This is a genomic window from Paraburkholderia solisilvae (assembly GCF_902859875.1).
Lineage (GTDB): Bacteria > Pseudomonadota > Gammaproteobacteria > Burkholderiales > Burkholderiaceae > Paraburkholderia > Paraburkholderia solisilvae.
The window spans coordinates 243,053-259,203 of sequence record NZ_CADIKF010000002.1; the positions used below are offsets into that span (position 1 = coordinate 243,053).

A 16,151-nucleotide genomic window follows, 5' to 3' on the forward strand; every position below is an offset into this window, starting at 1 on the left:
ATGGCGTATGCGCCGTCAGCGAAGCGTCTTGCCTGACAAGGCCGCGAACCTTATACCGTAAGGTTCGCGGCCCACCTCGATGCCCATGCCAATGCGCAAAAACTTCGCCTGCGCCACAACTTGCCTTACCCGTTAAAACGAATAGAAAGCGCCATTCGACAATCGGACAACCAGGAAAACCGGTCGAAAACCCGCATAAAGCCTTCAATCGGTTTTAACTCGTCTAGACGATTGAACATTTAAATCACTCGTGGCTTTTTTAATCCAAAGCCCGAGTCATCCGTGCAAATGACCACAAATCTCCACAGCCGGCGCCGCTAAAACGGGGGCGTCAAAATGTTACGCAACACCTGTCACAAAATTGCTCTGGTGCGCTGCTTAGTCTTTGCCGGCGAATCCGCCTGCTTCGTATCGAATGCAAAGGGTTCGCGAATCACGCGCCGCATCGTGCCTGCGCGTCCGTTTCGGCCCGCGCCGGCTGTCGGCATCGAACCCTGGTCTATGACACGCACACGCTCCCGTTTCCGCCGTCACCCCGCCACCTGCGCGATGCTGGTGCTCAGCCTTCTGTCGACGCCGCTCGCGCAGGCTCAGCGGCAGGTCAACCTCAGCTTCGCGAATGTCGATATCAGCCAGGTCGCCAAGGCGATCGGCGCCGCGACCGATACGACCATCATCGTCGACCCGCGTGTGAAGGGGCAGCTCAATCTTGTCTCCGATAACCCCGTCAGCAAGGAGCTCGCGCTCAAGACGCTCGAGTCCGCGCTGCGCATGCAAGGCTTCGCGCTGGTGCGCGACAACGGCATCCTGAAGGTCGTGCCGGAAGCCGACGCCAAGCTGCAAGGCGTGCCCACGTACGTGGGCAACACGCCGCAGGCGCATGGCGACCACGTCATCACGCAGGTCTTCCGGCTGCGCAACGAATCGGCGAACAACCTGCTGCCCGCGCTGAAGCCGCTCGTCAGCCCGAACAACACGATTGCCGCGTATCCGGCCGACAACACGCTGATCGTCACCGACTACGCGGACAACGTGCGGCGCATCGCGGAGATCATTGCGGGCGTGGACGGCAGCACGTCGCAGAAAGTCGCCGTGGTGCCGCTCAATCACGAAAGCGCGGTCGATCTCGAGCCGGTCGTGCAGAAGATGCTGGACCCCAACAGCATCGGCAATACCGATGCGACACTGAAGGTCTCCGTCACCGCGGACCCGCGTATCAATGCGCTACTGCTGCGCGCAAGCGACCCGGGTCGCATTCGCGATGCGAAAGCGCTGATCGCGCAGCTCGATGCGCCGACGCGCACGCCGGGCAATATGCATGTCGTGCGGCTGCAGAACGCGAACGCCGCGGACCTCGCGAAGGTATTGCGCGGCATGCTCGGCTTGTCGGGCGGCGATAGCTCGTCCGATTCGGATAAGAGTTCGAAAAGCTTCAACGACAACAACGGCGGCTTCGGCAGCAAAAGCAGCAGCAGTTCAAGCGGCGGTTCGTCGTCGTCGACCGGCACGCCGGGCACCCCGCCGTTGCCCGGTTCATCGGACAGCAGCGGCGGGTCGAGCTACGGCAGCGGCGCATCGGGCGGTCCCGGCGGCCAGGGCGGCCTGATTGCCGGCGCGCGCGGCGGCGGCCCCGGCGAGAACGAATCGGGCGGCATGATCACGGCGGACCCGTCGACCAACTCGCTCGTCGTCACCGCGCCCGAGCCCGTTTATCAGAACGTGCGCAATGTGATCGACCAGCTCGACGTGCGCCGCTCGCAGGTGTACCTCGAAGCGATGATCGTCGAGATGAGCGCGACGTCGGCGGCGAATCTCGGCGTGCAATGGCAAGGCGCGTTGCAGTCGAATGGCGGCAACAACATTCTGTACGGCTCGACGAACTTCAATACGCCGAATAGCCAGGGCATTGTCAATCTGACCGTGCAGGGTCAGTCGGCTGGGCAGAATCTGTCGAACCTTGCGACCAACACGTTGCTGAATAACGGCGTGAATGTCGGCCTGATTCACAAGTTCGGCAATTTCTTCGGGCTCGGCGCGCTGGTACAGGCGCTGTCGACGGTCAGCGATGCGAGCATTCTTTCGTCGCCGAATCTGATCACGCTCGACAACGAAGAAGCGCGCATTGTGGTCGGCTCGAACGTGCCGGTGCAGACCGGTTCGATCTCGACGGCGACCGCGGTGTCGACGGGCGGCGTCAGCGCGTTCAATACGTTCGATCGCGAAGACGTCGGCATCGTGTTGCACGTGAGGCCGCAAATCACGCACGGCGGCACGATCAAGCTGCAAATCTATTCGGAAGACTCGTCGGTGGACCCGTCGTCGATTAACAATCCGGGTGGCGTGACGATTATCAAGCGTTCGGTGCAGTCGACCGTGCTTTCCGACGATGGCGAGATTGTCGTGCTCGGCGGGCTGATCCAGGACAACTACGCGGACGGCAACAACAAGGTGCCGCTGCTTGGCGATATTCCGGTGATCGGTTCGCTGTTCCGCGCGGAAACCAAGGCGCGCACGAAGACCAATGTGATGGTGTTTCTGCGGCCGGTGATCATTCGCGATAGTCAGACGCTGGCCGATGTTTCGAACAATCGCTACGACTACGTTCGCAAGCAGACCACGGACCTGCAAAGCGATAACCGCATTGAACGCGATCACGATATTCCCGTGCTGCCGCCGCCCGCGCCTTCGCCTTCGCAGGGCCTGCCGGCGCAGGACGGACTCTTCGATCTGAACCGCATGACGCGGCCGGCGCCGCCGGCGCAGTCGCCGGGTGGGCCAGCTGCGCCGGTTGAGCCGGTTGAGCCGGTTGGGCCAGTTGGGGCAGCGCCGGCCTCGGGTGCGCGATCGCATCTTTCGGTTTCCATTTCAGCGGTGCCGGCCGCGGATTCCGCGCAAGCCCAAGCGCAAGTCCAGGCTCAGCGACACGCACAAATGCCGGCTGTTCCGCTGACGCAGGTCGCGCCTGCAGCGCCGCTTGTGGACCCGTCGTCCACCTCCGGCGCTAACGCTGAAAGAACGGATCAGCCATGACCGATGCAACGGTGTTCTCTCCTGTCGCCTCGACTGCCGCGGCACCGCGCGAACCCGCGAGAATGGACCCGTCGCGCATGCTGCCCTATGGTTTCGCGCGCAACGGTCAGATTCTGATCGCGAACCAGCACGACGACACGATCGAAGTCTGGATCAGCGAACGCACGCCGATTTCGGCGATTGCCGAGGTGTCGCGCAATGTGTCGATGGTGTCGCTCGTTTGCGTGCCGGCCGACGAACTCGCGCAAGCGATCAACACCGCGTATGCGCGCCAGGACGGCAGCGCCGCGCAGGTAGTCGGCGAGGTGGAAGGCGAAGTCGATCTGTCGCGGCTGATGCAGGACATCCCCGAGGTCGAGGACCTGCTCGAGTCCGAAGACGATGCGCCGATCATCCGCATGATCAACGCGCTGCTCACGCAGGCCGCGCGCGAAGGCGCATCCGATATTCATATCGAGCCGTTCGAGAATGCGTCGGTGGTGCGCTTTCGCGTCGACGGCACGCTGCGCGACGTCGTGCGGCCGAAGAAAGCGCTGCATGGCGCGCTGATCTCGCGGATCAAGATCATGGCGCAGCTCGATATCGCGGAGAAGCGTCTGCCGCAGGACGGGCGCATCACGCTGCGCGTGGGCGGCCGTCCGGTCGACGTGCGGGTGTCGACGCTGCCGACCGGGCATGGCGAGCGCGCGGTGCTGCGTCTGCTGGAAAAGGACGCGGCGCGGCTGAACCTCGAAGCGCTCGGCATGGCGCAGGACACGCTTGCGCAGTTCGACAAGCTGATCGCGCGTCCGCACGGCATCGTGCTGGTGACGGGCCCGACCGGCTCGGGCAAGACGACGACGCTGTACGCATCGATGTCGCGCCTCGAGACGGCGACCACCAACATCATGACCGTCGAGGACCCGATCGAATACGACCTGTCCGGCATCGGCCAGACGCAGGTGAACGAGCGGATCGGCATGACGTTCGCGCGCGCGCTGCGTTCGATCCTGCGTCAGGATCCGGACGTGATCATGATCGGCGAAATCCGCGACCTTGAAACCGCGCAGATCGCGGTGCAGGCGTCGCTGACGGGCCACCTGGTGCTCGCCACGCTGCATACGAACGATGCGGCTTCCGCCGTCACGCGTTTGACGGATATGGGCGTCGAGCCGTATCTGTTGGCATCGTCGCTGCTCGGCGTGCTTGCGCAGCGGCTGGTGCGCAGGCTCTGCCCGGTGTGCAAGGAAGAGCGCGAAGAAGACGGACACAAGCAGTGGCACCCGGTCGGCTGCGACAAGTGCGGGCACTCGGGTTATGCGGGACGGCGCGGCGTCTATGAACTGCTGCTGGTGGACGACGCAATCACATCATTGGTTCACCGCAACGCATCGGATGCGGAGATTCTCGCGACCAGTCGCAAGCAGGGCATGCGCACGTTGCGCGAGGATGCAAACCGTTGGCTCGAGACGGGCTTTACGTCCCTTGAAGAAGTGTTGCGGGTGACAGGCGGAGATTGATATGTCGGCATTCCGTTATGAAGCGATCAATACGGCGGGAAAAACGCTAAAGGGTGTGCTCGATGCGGACAGTGCGCGAGCCGGGCGCAGCCAGTTGCGCGCGCAAGGGTTGACACCGCTCGTCATCGAACTCGCGGCGTCGCGTTCGCATGGCGAGCGCAGTCAGCGTTTGTCGCTGGGCCGCAAGCTGTCGCAGCGTGAACAGGCCATTCTCACGCGGCAAATGGCGAGCCTGCTGATTGCGGGCCTGCCGCTTAGCGAAACGCTGACCGTGCTCACCGAGCAGTCGGAGCGCGACTACATTCGCGAACTGATGGCGGCGATTCGCTCGGAAGTGATTGGCGGTCATTCGCTGGCGAATGCGCTGACGCAGCATCCGCGTGACTTCCCGGAAATCTACCGCGCGCTGGTCGCGGCCGGCGAGCATACCGGCAAGCTGGGGTTGGTGCTGTCGCGCCTTGCCGACTATATCGAGCAAAGCAATGCATTGAAGCAGAAGATCATGCTCGCGTTTACGTACCCGGCCGTGGTGACGCTGATCGCATTCGGCATCGTCACGTTCCTGTTGAGCTATGTCGTGCCGCAAGTGGCAAACGTCTTTACCAGCACGAAGCAGGCATTGCCGTTTCTGACCGTGGCGATGCTCGCGCTTTCCGGCTTTGTGCGCCACTGGTGGTGGGCCGCGCTGATCGGCATCGCGGTGACGGTGTGGGTTGTGCGCGGCATCCTCTCGCAAGCCGGGCCGCGGCTTGCGTTCGACCGATGGGTGTTGACCGCACCGCTGTTCGGCAAGCTCGTGCGCGGCTATAACACGGTGCGTTTCGCGAGCACGCTCGGCATTCTGACCGCCGCCGGCGTGCCGATCCTGCGCGCGTTGCAGGCAGCCGGCGAAACGCTCAGCAACCGCGCGATGCGCCTCAACATCGACGATGCAATCGTGCGCGTGCGCGAAGGCACGTCGCTGTCGCGCGCGCTAGGCAATACGAAGACGTTTCCGCCGGTGCTGGTGCATCTGATCCGTTCAGGCGAGGCGACCGGCGACGTGACGACGATGCTCGATCGCGCTTCAGAAGGTGAATCGCGCGAGCTCGAGCGGCGCACGATGTTTCTGACGAGCTTGCTGGAGCCGCTTTTGATTCTCGCGATGGGCGGCGTGGTGCTGGTGATCGTGCTCGCGGTGATGATGCCGATCATCGAGCTGAACAACCTGGTGCAGTGATGCGCGCCTCGATCGGTTCGCGCCGCGCTTCGATGCATCACGACACGTCAGCGCACGTATCCGTCCGCATTGTCGACGGCGGGCAGGGCGATTTCGCGCTGCAAACTGCCGCGCTTCACGACGATCGAGTGCGCGCGCACTTCGGCGAGCGTCGTCGAATCGTTGAGCTTGCCGCTCACGCGGACCACGCGCGCCGGTGCGCCGCCGATGCTGACGATCGCCGCGCCGTGATGCGCATCGAACGACAGGATGCCGAGCAGTTGCACCGCGTCGTGCGGTCCCTGATCGGGCTGCGAGCCGAACAGCGTGCCGCCGGCGGCCGTGTCGAGCGCGGCGGGCGCGGCGGGTTGCGCCGGCCCGGCCGGTGCGGACGCGGTGAAAACATGTGCCCACCACGCGATGACTGCGACGAACAGCGCGATGGCGGCAACGGAACCAAGCGTGGGCAAGGACGTGAACCGATGCGAGACGTTGATGCGAAGCATGGTGTGAATTCCCGCTGGTTGAACCGTATGAACGGCGTAAGTGAATGATCCGCGTGCAGCGCAATGTGACATGCATCGGTGCACGACGTATCGCGTAACCGTATTTTTGGACGAGAGGGTGAACTTGTGATGACTGGTTCGAATATGCGCGATTTACCTTTTGTGCGTACCCGCGTTCGCGCATCGCGTGCCGGTGCACGCGCGCAGCGCGGCTTTACGCTGATCGAAATCATGGTCGTGATCGCGATTCTCGGCATTCTCGCCGCGCTGATCGTGCCGAAGATCATGAGCCGCCCCGATGAAGCACGCCGCGTGGCCGCGAAGCAGGACATCGGCACGATGATGCAGGCGCTCAATCTGTACCGGCTCGATAACGGCCGTTATCCGAGCAACGAGCAGGGCCTGCGCGCGCTCGTCGAAAAGCCGACGACCGACCCGGTGCCGAACAACTGGAAGTCCGGCGGGTATCTCGAACGTCTGCCGAACGACCCGTGGGGCAATCAGTACCAGTTTCTGAACCCCGGCGTGCACGGCGATATCGACGTGTTCAGCTATGGCGCGGACGGCAAGGCAGGCGGGGAGGGTAACGATGCCGATATCGGCTCATGGCAGTAGCGACGCGCGTTGGATCGCGCCATGCCTATCCGACGCTGACAGCGCGCGGTGCGTACGGCCGCGCGTGCTGTCGCGCATGCGGCTTCGCGAAGGGCCGTTCATCACACCGTGCGCTACGGCGCGGCGCGCATCCAGCGGCTTTACGCTGCTGGAGATGCTCGTCGTGCTGATGATCGCGGGGCTGCTGATCGCGGTCGTGGCGCTCGCGCCGTCGCGCAATCGCCGCACGGATCTCAACGAAGAAGCGCAACGCCTCGCGACGCTGCTCGAATCCGCGGATGACGAAGCGCAAGTGCGTTCGACGTCGATTGCCTGGGAGCCGGTGAACGGTGGCTACCGCTTTTTTCAACGCACCGAAAACGGCAAGTGGCTGCCGCTCGCCGACGATGTGCTCGGCCCTCACAGCTGGGGCACCGATGTGACGGGCGTGTCGATCCGCTATACGGGCGGCGCCGGCATTCAACGTGTGGTGTTCGGCGAGGAGAGTATCGAAGTGCCGGTGACGATTACGCTGCAATCGGGAGCGGTGAGCCTGCGGGTGGTGGGCACCGGCATCGGCAATTTTGCGGTGCAGCGGCCATGACGAATGCCTATGGCCGTGCGCGGCATGAGTTTGGGTGTGAGTTTCGGCGTGACCTTCGGCATGGTGTTCAGCATGACGTGCGGCGCGGTTGTCCGCGCGAATTTAAGCGCAAGCTGGAGCGAAAGTTTGAGCATAAGTTTGAGCGCGAGGAGGCGTCCCCATGTCGAGCCTGATCGTGTTGTTGCCGTCCGCCGATGCGCAAAAGGTGGATACGCGCGGCCTCGATGCCATGCCGATGCTGTTCGCGCTGCTCGATCGCAGCGGCCAGACGATGCGCACCGGGCACGCGCCGCTCGCGGAGTTGCCGCGTGCGCTCACGACCGTGCTGGTCGTCGCGGCGCGCGACACGCTTTTGCTCAAGGTCAATCTGCCGCCCGTCACTGGCCCGCGGCTGAAGCGCGTGTTGCCGAACGTGGTCGAGGAGCATCTGATTCAGGATGCGCAGCAAAGCCATATTGCGGTCGGCCCCGACACCGATCCACAAGGCAAGCGGTGTGCGGCGATTGTCGAGCGCGAGTGGTTCGCGGGCTTGATCGACCGGTTTGCCGCGGCTGGGCATCGCAGGCTGCGCGCGGTGCCGTTGATTCACTGCATTCCGGTGCCCGATGCGCAGATCGCGCCGCAACCGGCTCACGAAAATGTGGAGCGCCGCGAGCAAACGACCGCCGTAGCCGGCGATGCCTCGTTCGGTCTGGAGGAAGACGAAGCAACGCCGGAGCCCAATAGCGCGGAAGCGAATACTGACTTAGCCGCGAGCGCACTGATTGTGCGGCATGGTGTGCGGTCATGCGGGCATGACGGCCGCAAGGTCGGCAACGACAGCCACATCGACGACACGCCGGGCGACCCGATGATCGACGCATCGAGGCCATCGATCGGCGATGGCGACGAGCCGATCGAAATCGCCGTCCGACAGGGCGTCACCGGCTTCGGCATGACGATCCGCGCCGCGCAGCTGGACACGACGATTGCGGAACTGGCGAAGCGTCAGCCGTTGGCGGTGTATTCGCTGGCGTTCGAAGCATCAGCCGAACACGGACACGGACACGTAAGCACGACCGCCTTCCCGCTCGCTGCCCTAACCCTGCCGTGGCCCACGCTGGCCCGCGACGCACTCGCGTGCCGCTTCGACCTCTGCCAGTTCGAGTTTGCCAACTCCGGCCGCTCGCGCGCCGGCGCCGGCGGTCTCAAACCATGGCGCATCGCAATCGGCTTCGTCGCGGCCACGCTTATCGTGTCGCTGGTCGCCGTGAACGTGCAGTGGTTCCAGCTGCGCCACCGCCGCGACGCACTGAACGCGCAAATGACCGAGCTCGTGAAAACCGCGTTCCCTGACGCGACCGTGATTCTCGACCCGCACGCGCAAATGGTCACCGGCCTCGCGCGCCTGCGCAGCGCGGCCGGCGAATTGAGCGCGAACGATTTCCCGGTGCTGGCCGCCGGCCTGTCGCGCGCGCTGGGCGCGATTCCATCCAGCGCAATCGCCGGCCTCGACTACAACGGCGGCAATGCGCTCGACGTCACCTTCAAACCCGGCACGACAGTCGACAACGACGGGCTGACCCGGCGTCTCGCCGCGCAGGGCCTGTCCGCACAGGAGGACAACGGCAAATGGTCAATCAGATCCGCACCGCGCTGATTCCGCTGAAAAGCTGGTTCGACGCGCGTCCGCCGCGCGAGCAGAAGCTGATGCTCGCGGGCGGCACGGTCGCCGTGGCCGCGATTATCTATAACGTGCTGTGGGAGCCGGCCTTCGAAGGCCGCGCGCAGATTGCCGCGAGCCTGCCGCAGCTTGAGGCGCAACTGGTCGACATGCGTGCGCAAGTCGAGCAGGCGCGCCATCTGAAAGCGGCCGCCGCGCAGCGCGCGCCGACCGGCGCCGCATTGCGCGATGCGCTTGACGCGTCCCTCGCGCAAACCGGCATCGCGAACGCGCAGTGGTCGGTGCTCGGCAAGGGCGTGCAACTCGATGCCAAAGCGGTGCCGTTCGCAACCTGGATGAGCTGGCTCGACCAGGTGCGCCGCGACGACCACGTGCGCGTGATCAGCGTGCGCGCAAGCGCGGAAGACAAGCCCGGCCTCGTCACGATTTCGGCGACGCTGCAACCGACACTGGAGCACTGAGACCATGCGGCCGACCCGACAATCGGCCCGCGCCGATGCTTCGTCCCACTATGCGAACCACGTCAGAACGACTGGTTCGTTGACTTCTGATTGTCACATTCAGTACATACGATACGACGTCCAGCGGCACTGTCGACATTTTTGTCGAGCGTGTCGCGACGGCGCCGCACGCCGTCCTCTCATATCCGGCTTCTCATTCATGACAGACTCCCGGGCGCCGACCAGTGTCGTCACACTGGTCGTATGTCTCATGCTGTGCGCGCTGATCATGCGAGGCGCGCGAGCGCAGGACGCGGGACCCGCCGGAAGTCAGTCCACACGAACCATGCATTTCGATCTTCCGGCTCAGCCGCTTGCGTTGACGCTTCAGGCCTTCGGTCGCATGACCGAGATGGCGCTGCTCGCGCCCGCACCGTTGCTCGAAGGAAGAACCAGTGCGCCGGTCAACGGCGACTTCGCACCGCACGACGCGCTGGTGCGCGTGCTCGACGGCACCGGCCTGCAAGCCGACTTCTCCGGCCCCGACGAAGCGATGATCGTCACGCAGGCCGCGCCTGCCGCGGCCAATGCCGCCACGGCAGGCCCCGTGCAGACGGAACCGCTGCCGATCGCGCTACCGGTCGACGGCCTGGCGGACGACGACGCGCAGCGCGCGTATGCCGCACTGATTCAGCAACGCATGACGGACGCATTGTGTGCACAGAACATGACGCGCCCCGGCAATTACCGGCTCGTCGCGCAGCTGCGCATCGACGACACCGGCGCGGTGACGGCCACGGACCTGATCGCATCGAGCGGTTCGCTGCCGCGCGACGCGGCGATCGAGCACGCGCTGCGCTCGCTGCGCCTCGATGCGCCGCCGCCCGGCTTGCCCGAACCGGTCACGATCCTGTTGCGGCCATCCGGCAATGGCGTGCATATCAATTGCCCGCCGACGGAAAAACGAGGTTAAAGGCCCTATGTCCGACACCAGTCGTGCGCAGGCACTCAGGAAGCTGCTCGTCTCGCGGTATGCGTATCTGGCCAAGCGGCTCGAACGCGTGACCGGGTCGAAGGACGGCGCGGCCGATGCGTTGCATGAAACCTGGCTGCGCCTCGAGAGCGCGAACATCGCGACGCCGGTCGCGAATGCCGACGCGTATCTGCTCGGCATGGCCAATAATGTCGTGATCGACCAGCATCGACGCGAGCGGCGCCATGAGCATGATGAAGATGTCGAGCTCTTGCTAGAACTGCCGGATGAACTTGCGGACCCGGAACGGATCGTAGCTGCACGCCGTAAGGTCGAAGCGCTGAAAGATATACTGCGTGGTCTGACGCCGCGGCGTCGCGCGATTCTGCTTGCCGCGCGCGTCGAAGGGCAATTGAATCGCGAAATCGCCGAACAGTTCGGCATTTCGCTGCGGCTCGTCGAAAGCGAATTGAGTGCGGCGATGAAGTATTGCCTCAAGCGCATGCAGGACATGAGCGATCCGTACGCCGGCTCGACAGCGGGGCCGAGGAAATTTTGAGTACCTTATCGATGAACAAAGCCGACGCCGATCAAGCGACCGACGAGCACGCGCAAGCCAGCGCGTGGCTCGTTCGTCTGCGCTCCGGCGACGCGAGCGCGGAAGAAAAGCAGGCCTTCGAGGCGTGGTGCGAAGGCAACCCGCAGACTGCGCATCTGTTGCGCGATACGTGGACGTCATTGCGCAGCGCGGCCGCCGAACTGGCCGAAGAAGAGCGCGCCAACGCGCACGCATGGCGCGGCGCGGCGAAGCGCCAGGCCGCGCATCCGCTGCGTCCCGGGCGTCGCGCGTTCGTCGGCTTTGCGCTGGCCGCGGGGGCGTCGTGGCTCGCGCTGAAGCCGCCGCTGCAGCTCTGGCCGGCGCTCGGCGACTTCGCGTCCGACTGGCGCACCGGCACCGGCGAGCAGCGCCGGGTCGTGCTGTCCGAGCGCGTGGCCATCGAAATGAATACGCAGACGCGCATGAACCGGTTGAGCATGCAGGGCGCGATGCATGGTGTCGAGGTGGTCGCGGGCGAAGCGGAGATTGTCGCCGCGGCGCCGTCCGCCGGGGCCGCCGGCCCGATGCGCACGGTCGCCGTGGTGGCCGGCAAGGGGCGGATGCAGGCGCAGGTCGCGCGTTTCGACATCAAGCGGGTCGGCGACCAGGTCTGCGTGACGTGCGTGTCCGGCACGGTTGCGTTCGAGCATCCGCGCCGGCGCATGACGTTGCAGTCGCAGCAGCAGATCATCTATGACGATCGCGACGTGCATGCGGCGACTAACGTCGATCCGTCCGTCATCACATCGTGGCGGCGCGGCGTGCTGGTGTTCAACGGCGTGCCGCTCGCGCAGGTGGTTGAGGAAATCAATCGCTATCGGCCGGGCAAGATCATCTTGCGCAACCTCGCGTTGGGCGACAACCGGATTCAGGCGCAATTCCCGATCGCGAAGCTCGACGATGTGGTCGATATGCTCGGCAAGCTGTATGGCGCGCATATCACGCAGTTGCCGGGCAATATCGTGCTGCTGAGCTAAAGCGCGGCGGCGTCTTGTGTTCTTGCGTTTTCGTTTTTGGCGAAGCCGCTTTGCGCTTCGACGCGGCAAACGCAGCCTCCTCTATTCATTGCGCAACGCGCGTGATGCGCGATACATGAGCGTTCGGGCTCTTCCCGGCTCTCCCGTCCTCCCGGTTCGCCTTTTTCGTCCCGCCTCTTCGTCTCTAATGAATCCCTTCACGGCGCCCGCTGAAAAGTTTGCGGGTTAGCCGCGCTTCCTTCGACCTTGTTAACGTAAGCCCTGTTGATGCGTTCACGATGACCGACGCGATGCGTGTTTGCTGTCCATAGCCGGCGGCAAGGACGGCGCGTCTTCGCTCGCCGCAGGTTGTGCCGCGCCCGGTGCGGCCTGCCACGCGGCGTCGAGCGGGTCGTCCACGCTTTCGTAGGGCTTGAGCAGGAACGGGAAACGGTCGGCCAGCGCGGCGCTTTTACGCAAAGCGACAATCTGGTCGATCATCCAGTGCAAAAGATCGCTGCCGTCATGAACCTGAGAGAGCGTCCAGGCGGGCATGGTGGAGAACAGTTCACAGAAGCTGCTCCAGCGCGACGCTCGGTCGCTCGCCGCAGGACGCAGGTAGGTCTTGAGATGGAAGTCGCCGTTATCGATGACGTCGCCGACGAACAGTCCGTTCGGCGTCGGCACCGCGGCCTGCTTCCATTGCTCGACCTTCGCGAGCGCACGCAGTGCGCGCGCGAATACGAATGCGACGCTGGTTTCTCGCCCGATGTCGTCAAGCGCCATCACGCCGTTGCGCTGCAGGCAGCGCGCGACCGCGTGAGGCCGGATCGCGGTCGACGAGAAGCTCGTCAGCACGAGGCCCGGCACGCTGACTTGCAACTGGAATTCGCGCAGCCCGTGTTCGGCGCTCATCGTCGCGAAGTTGACGAACAGGCCCTCGGTGCTGCCGAGCGGGCCGACATACGGTTCGAGGCCGAGCCGTTCGAGCTTCGGCGCGACCTGATGCGACAGCATGCGCATCAGCGCGCGACGGGTCGGCGCAGCGGTGAAGTCGTCGAGGCTTTTGGTGACGATCTCGATCAGTTTGCCGCGGCGTTCGTCGGCGAACAGGCGCGGCGAGCGGTTGAGTTCGAATTTCGCGCGGCCATGGGCCACGCGGGGGTCGACGAACATGCAGGTTTCTCCAGGACGATCCGCTCAGACCGGATGCTGAGTCGCTGAAAACGAATCGTCAATGGTGGTCATTCAGGATAGGGCCAGCAATGTAGGCGCAACGCAGGCAACGTGGCAATGTGAGCGGCAACTTGAGCAGGCAGTGTCAGTTTATTCGCATGCTTCACCAGACAGAGACGGGGCGATAACGTGATACGTGCAGTGATACAACGCTTTGTTGAGCATAGCCCGATGACATTGATGGCGCGCCTGATGCTGCAATGCGCGCTGGACGCACAATGGGTCGGCGATCTATTCGAACAGGTGGACGTGCGCGGCAGCCTGCTGCTGCGCGAGTCGCTGTTCAGCACCTCGGTCGAAGTGATGTCGACACTTGCCGCGCGCTTGCGGCGCCCGACAGGCGATGCGGCGCGCGTGCCGCGCGAATGGCCGGCGTCGATCACCGCGCTGCACGACCGCATCAGCCGCACACGGTCGGGCTGGGGCCGCGCGCTGGTGCGCGACAGTGCGCGACGGCTTTGCGCGCTCGCGCAACCGCCGCAGCGTGCGCTGCCGGCTACTGTGCAAGGTTACCGGCTGCGCGTGCTGCATGGCAGCCATTTGCCGGCGGGGACGAAATGCGCACCCGGCCCGGACGGCTGCGCGCCGATCGTGACGCCGCTTAACGCGCTGCGCGGCGCGGCGCTCGCGGCGCAATCGCTGATTGTCTACGACCCGGATCTCGCGATGATCGTCGACCTCGTGCCGTGCGAGCGCGACGACGCACACGAGCGCGCGCTGACCGGCTCGCTGCTCGATTCGGTTCAACCGGGCGAGCTCTGGATTGTCGATCGCCGCTTCAGCACGCGTGCGATTCTGAACGGCTGGCCACGCCGCGGCAGCGCGTTTATCGTGCAGGAACACGGCTGCACGCCCGAGCACCACGAGCTTGACAGTCCTGTCGAGAAAGGGCGCATCGAGACGGGTGTGGTGTATGAACAGCCGGTGAGCATCGCCGATGAACTGGGCGCGTCGATTGTGTTCCGGCGCATCGAATTGCGCCTCGATCGCAGCAATGAAGACGGCGAACGGATCATCCGCATTCTGACGAACGTGCCGGCCGCGCAACTCGATGCGCAAGAGGTGGCGCGCCTGTCGTGCCGCCACTGGAGCGCGACGCTGCCGGTGCCGCTCGAGCCGGTTTTCAATGACGAGATGCTGCAGGCGGGGCCGCCGCGCGCCGCATTGCTGACTTTCGGCGTGGCCGCGTTTGCGTATAACGTGCTGAGCGCGATCGCGCGCGTGGTGAGTGCGCAGCAGGAACTCAGCGAGCGCGAATTCGAGCGCTTGCCGTCGCATATCGCGGCCTGCGTCAGCGCGACCTATGCCGGCATGATGGTCGCGCTGCCTGATGACGAATGGCAGCGCTATGAACGGATGACGGTGAACCAGCTTGGCGAAGTCGTCGATGCGATTGCCACGCACGTCGACCCGCGCAGCATGCGCAAGCAGCAGCGCGAAGCGAAGGTGCCGCCGGTGACCGCGCAGATGATGTGCGCGGCGACCGTCGACCTGCTGTTGGGCTGTGAACGCAAAGTGGAGCTCGACACTGAACCGCTCGCGGAACAGCGCGCGGTCGCGATGGCGACGCGCGACTTCAGCAGCAATCCGTCGAAGGCCTTGCGCGACGCGGTCGAAGCACCGGTGATGGTCACCAAATACGGGCAGGCAATCGCCTTTCTGATTTCCGTCGAAGACTGGAACCGCATGAAAGCGGAGATTCGCGAAAGCAGTCTCGACCGGCTCGCGCTCGGTTATGCGGGCTCGGCCGGCGACTTGCACGAGACGCCGCGCAAGTCGTCGATGAACTGAATGACGGGGTTAGTGGAGTGAGGTGGAGTCAGGTCGTCACGCGGTGGACCCAGATCACCGAGGTCCATGAGAAATCGCCGATGCCGTAGCGCGCGATCAGCGTGTCGATGCGCGTGTTGATGCGTGCCGAATGGATCCGGCAATGGACGATGAAATAGCCGCTGTTCACATCGACCAGCGCGCCATCGGCGAGTGTGGCGGTGGCTTGTTGTGGAGGAGCCAGCAGCATCGCGATTTCCGCGGTGCTGACGAAGTAGGCGGTGTTGCGGCGCTCGATGATCGCGTGCGCCTGTTGCGCCGAAATACCGGGAATGGCCGCGACCAGCGTCTGTTCGGAAGCGGTATTGACGTTGACGCGCGTGATGTCGGGCAGCACCGTCACGTACGGCGTCAGCGCACGCACGGCCGCGGCGTCGTAGCCTGGAACGCGCCGCAGGTCCGCGGCGGAGACGAGTTGCAGCGGCCAGTTGGGCGTGCCGGTGCCGTCGCGCAGCGAACGCACCATGTAGTCGGCGGTGGTTTGCGCGAGCGCCGGGTCGAGCGACAGTTCGCCGAGCAGCCGGCGGTACGCGTCAAGGCCGCTGCCGTCGACGTGCCACGGCTGCGACGCTCCGGGCCGCGATACGAGGTTCGCGAGGTTGAACCGCGCTTGCGCGTCTTCGACCTGGCCGGAGATCCATGCGTTCGCGAGGTCGCCGTTGACTTCGATCGCATCGCGCGGCATCAGGTTCGACAACTGGATGTCGTTGACGGGCGCGGACCATTCCTGTCCTTCGAACGTGACGTTCGCCGTCGAGGCCTGCGCGCGCAGCGTCGCGCGCGCCCATTCGACGGCCGCGCGTTCGACCCACATCGTCTCCGTGGCGAGCCGCTGATTTTCGACGTCGCGTGTCGCCACGCGTTGCCGCCACAGCACGCTTGCGGCGAGCGTGGCCGCGAGCGCCACCACCAGCAGCACGGTGACGATCGCGATGCCTCGTTCGCGCTTGCGCGCCTGGGTGGGGATAAAGCGGGTCATGGAGTGCATCGACGGCTCCGTTGCATCGGATGCTGGGTGAATGGC

Annotated in this window: 14 protein-coding genes; 11 read left to right on the plus strand and 3 right to left on the minus strand. The window is 64.7% G+C overall.

Annotated elements, in window-relative coordinates:
- Positions 1-501: 501 nt before the first annotated feature.
- The 3 genes from gspD to gspF all read left to right on the plus strand — a co-directional run bounded on the left by gspD (position 502) and on the right by gspF (position 5,748).
- Positions 502-3,030 carry a type II secretion system secretin GspD gene (gene gspD / locus HV675_RS02455; RefSeq protein ID WP_175109158.1) on the plus strand — a complete coding sequence of 843 codons (2,529 nt, stop codon included), beginning with the start codon at positions 502-504 and terminating at the stop codon, positions 3,028-3,030.
- A gap of 62 nt (positions 3,031-3,092) precedes the next feature.
- Positions 3,093-4,529, plus strand: coding sequence for a type II secretion system ATPase GspE (gspE, locus tag HV675_RS02460; protein WP_175109220.1), 1,437 nt, complete (start codon positions 3,093-3,095; stop codon positions 4,527-4,529).
- 1 nt (position 4,530) lies between these two features.
- Complete coding sequence (gspF, locus tag HV675_RS02465; RefSeq protein ID WP_175109159.1) at positions 4,531-5,748, plus strand: type II secretion system inner membrane protein GspF; 1,218 nt, start codon at positions 4,531-4,533, stop codon at positions 5,746-5,748.
- Between the two features lie 47 nt (positions 5,749-5,795).
- Here the strand turns inward: gspF and HV675_RS02470 are convergent, their stop codons facing one another.
- The gene (locus HV675_RS02470; protein ID WP_175109160.1) at positions 5,796-6,233 is read right to left on the minus strand and encodes a general secretion pathway protein GspC; all 438 of its coding nucleotides are present in this window, start codon (positions 6,231-6,233) and stop codon (positions 5,796-5,798) included.
- Between the two features lie 144 nt (positions 6,234-6,377).
- Here HV675_RS02470 and gspG point away from each other — a divergent pair, with 144 nt between their 5' ends.
- The 7 genes from gspG (at position 6,378) to HV675_RS02505 (ending at position 12,082) form a co-directional block, all read left to right on the plus strand.
- Entirely contained in the window at positions 6,378-6,848 is a 471-nt protein-coding gene (gene gspG, locus HV675_RS02475; RefSeq protein ID WP_175109221.1) for a type II secretion system major pseudopilin GspG, read from the plus strand.
- A 76-nt stretch (positions 6,849-6,924) separates the two neighbouring features.
- Positions 6,925-7,431 carry a GspH/FimT family pseudopilin gene (locus tag HV675_RS02480; RefSeq protein ID WP_175109161.1) on the plus strand — a complete coding sequence of 169 codons (507 nt, stop codon included), beginning with the start codon at positions 6,925-6,927 and terminating at the stop codon, positions 7,429-7,431.
- Between the two features lie 160 nt (positions 7,432-7,591).
- Complete coding sequence (gspL, locus tag HV675_RS02485; RefSeq protein WP_175109162.1) at positions 7,592-9,070, plus strand: type II secretion system protein GspL; 1,479 nt, start codon at positions 7,592-7,594, stop codon at positions 9,068-9,070.
- Positions 9,043-9,555, plus strand: a complete 513-nt coding sequence (gene gspM, locus HV675_RS02490) for a type II secretion system protein GspM (RefSeq protein WP_175109163.1) — start codon at positions 9,043-9,045, stop codon at positions 9,553-9,555. The genes gspL and gspM overlap by 28 nt, the downstream gene beginning before the upstream one ends.
- A 199-nt stretch (positions 9,556-9,754) precedes the next feature.
- On the plus strand, positions 9,755-10,507 hold the full coding sequence (locus tag HV675_RS02495) for a secretin and TonB N-terminal domain-containing protein (RefSeq protein WP_175109164.1): 753 nt from the start codon (positions 9,755-9,757) through the stop codon (positions 10,505-10,507).
- Between the two features lie 7 nt (positions 10,508-10,514).
- A complete protein-coding gene (locus tag HV675_RS02500) occupies positions 10,515-11,066 on the plus strand; it encodes an RNA polymerase sigma factor (protein WP_175109165.1) in 552 nt (183 codons plus the stop codon).
- Between the two features lie 11 nt (positions 11,067-11,077).
- On the plus strand, positions 11,078-12,082 hold the full coding sequence (locus HV675_RS02505) for a FecR family protein (protein ID WP_175109166.1): 1,005 nt from the start codon (positions 11,078-11,080) through the stop codon (positions 12,080-12,082).
- A gap of 273 nt (positions 12,083-12,355) precedes the next feature.
- Here the strand turns inward: HV675_RS02505 and HV675_RS02510 are convergent, their stop codons facing one another.
- A complete protein-coding gene (locus HV675_RS02510) occupies positions 12,356-13,237 on the minus strand; it encodes a hypothetical protein (RefSeq protein WP_246270065.1) in 882 nt (293 codons plus the stop codon).
- A gap of 231 nt (positions 13,238-13,468) precedes the next feature.
- On the opposite strand from HV675_RS02510, the gene HV675_RS02515 reads away from it, so the two are divergent.
- Positions 13,469-15,088 (plus strand): type II toxin-antitoxin system Phd/YefM family antitoxin, encoded by a 1,620-nt coding sequence (locus HV675_RS02515; protein WP_175109167.1) that lies wholly within the window; start codon positions 13,469-13,471, stop codon positions 15,086-15,088.
- A 28-nt stretch (positions 15,089-15,116) separates the two neighbouring features.
- Here the strand turns inward: HV675_RS02515 and gspK are convergent, their stop codons facing one another.
- Positions 15,117-16,115: a type II secretion system minor pseudopilin GspK gene (gene gspK / locus HV675_RS02520; RefSeq protein WP_246270066.1), complete on the minus strand. Its 999-nt coding sequence runs from the start codon at positions 16,113-16,115 to the stop codon at positions 15,117-15,119.
- Positions 16,116-16,151: the final 36 nt, after the last annotated feature.

Coding starts and splice junctions, on each gene's coding strand:
- gspD (WP_175109158.1), top strand. CDS start 502: ATGACACGCACACGCTCCCGTTTCCGCCGTCACCCCGCCACCTGCGCG.
- gspE (WP_175109220.1), top strand. CDS start 3,093: ATGGACCCGTCGCGCATGCTGCCCTATGGTTTCGCGCGCAACGGTCAG.
- gspF (WP_175109159.1), top strand. CDS start 4,531: ATGTCGGCATTCCGTTATGAAGCGATCAATACGGCGGGAAAAACGCTA.
- HV675_RS02470 (WP_175109160.1), bottom strand. CDS start 6,233: ATGCTTCGCATCAACGTCTCGCATCGGTTCACGTCCTTGCCCACGCTT.
- gspG (WP_175109221.1), top strand. CDS start 6,378: ATGCGCGATTTACCTTTTGTGCGTACCCGCGTTCGCGCATCGCGTGCC.
- HV675_RS02480 (WP_175109161.1), top strand. CDS start 6,925: ATGCGGCTTCGCGAAGGGCCGTTCATCACACCGTGCGCTACGGCGCGG.
- gspL (WP_175109162.1), top strand. CDS start 7,592: ATGTCGAGCCTGATCGTGTTGTTGCCGTCCGCCGATGCGCAAAAGGTG.
- gspM (WP_175109163.1), top strand. CDS start 9,043: ATGGTCAATCAGATCCGCACCGCGCTGATTCCGCTGAAAAGCTGGTTC.
- HV675_RS02495 (WP_175109164.1), top strand. CDS start 9,755: ATGACAGACTCCCGGGCGCCGACCAGTGTCGTCACACTGGTCGTATGT.
- HV675_RS02500 (WP_175109165.1), top strand. CDS start 10,515: ATGTCCGACACCAGTCGTGCGCAGGCACTCAGGAAGCTGCTCGTCTCG.
- HV675_RS02505 (WP_175109166.1), top strand. CDS start 11,078: ATGAACAAAGCCGACGCCGATCAAGCGACCGACGAGCACGCGCAAGCC.
- HV675_RS02510 (WP_246270065.1), bottom strand. CDS start 13,237: ATGTTCGTCGACCCCCGCGTGGCCCATGGCCGCGCGAAATTCGAACTC.
- HV675_RS02515 (WP_175109167.1), top strand. CDS start 13,469: ATGACATTGATGGCGCGCCTGATGCTGCAATGCGCGCTGGACGCACAA.
- gspK (WP_246270066.1), bottom strand. CDS start 16,115: ATGCACTCCATGACCCGCTTTATCCCCACCCAGGCGCGCAAGCGCGAA.